Source organism: Frankia sp. AgKG'84/4 (assembly GCF_023242965.2).
GTDB lineage: Bacteria > Actinomycetota > Actinomycetes > Frankiales > Frankiaceae > Frankia.
Map to the genome: position 1 here is coordinate 1 of NZ_JALKFU020000796.1, position 1086 is coordinate 1086.

General features: G+C 72.8%; 1 protein-coding gene and 1 pseudogene. One reads left to right on the forward strand and one right to left on the reverse strand.

Features of this window, described 5'->3' with window-relative positions:
* Nucleotides 1-344: pseudogene (locus MXD58_RS25280) on the reverse strand (hypothetical protein); the annotation flags it as partial.
* Between the two features lie 532 nt (nucleotides 345-876).
* On the opposite strand from MXD58_RS25280, the gene MXD58_RS25285 reads away from it, so the two are divergent.
* The coding region (locus MXD58_RS25285) for a hypothetical protein (protein WP_250610161.1) at nucleotides 877-1086 on the forward strand (210 nt) is incomplete at its 3' end.

The window sequence follows — 1086 nt, forward strand, 5'->3', positions numbered from 1 at the left end:
CCGCGGACCCGGCGCGCGAGCTCGCGGAGCAGCGCCCGGCGAACCAGCGGCGGTGGGTACGGCTGGCCCGGCGCGGAGGGGGCCTCGAGCCGGTCGGGACCGCCGTGCTCCAGCTCGTCGACCGCCCAGACCGCCGCGTCGGCGATCATCACCGCCGAGAAGGCGTCCGCGAAGAGTTCTCCGTGCCAGGACGACCACTGTTCGGCCAGGTCCGGCCGGCCATCGTCAACGGCGCGCACGGCGTCCACGACGACCGACCAGGCGACGAGCTCCTGCCGGGCCTGACCAACCGCCGCCGCCGCGCGATCGACCCGCCTGCCACCGCGCTCGGATCCTAGATCCACCCCCACGGCCGCAAGAGTACCCAGTTGGACAGTACGTCCCATCTCCTGCCGCCAGCCCGTCCGTCATCCGCCCGCTGGGGCATTTCGACGCCGGAGCGGAGAGGATCACGCTGCTGTGAAGGCCGGCCATCACGGCCCGCCGCCGGCTCCGGCCGCGCAGACCACCGGAAAACGGTGCAACGGCACGGTGCGGGGCCGCACCAAGTTGTTGCGGTCTGTTCCTGATGCGCCCAGCACGGTGTGATGTGTCCACCGGCGGACGCGCAGCCCGCGTCCCAGCATCCGTAGGCGAGGAGGACACCTGGTGAGAGCGACGGGGTCCACCTCCTGGGACAGCGGATTCCGCCGAGGGTTGCTGCCCCGCCCGCACCCGACTACCCAATGCCGAGGGCGAGTCGCCACGCGGGCCTTCATGGGCGGTGAGGCACACCGGGAGAGGGCCTTGGGCACCGCATGCAAAGGCCCCCTCCCGGACCCTGTTTCCACGAATTCGCGGCGGCCGGCAACCGTCGCCACCTCAACCCGGGTTCCTTTGACCACATTCGTTTCCTCGACCAGCCCCATCTTCTCCGCCAGGCGTGTCCCGGCGACCTGCGCGGCTCCGACCGGGCCGGCCGCTTCCGGCCACAGCCACAGCCACAGCCATCGCCGCACCGCGCGGGCCGGCCGTGCCTCGGACGGCGGCACCGGGGTACCAGACCGGTCCGCGGCGGTCCCGGACGAGAACACCACCGCCCGGGGC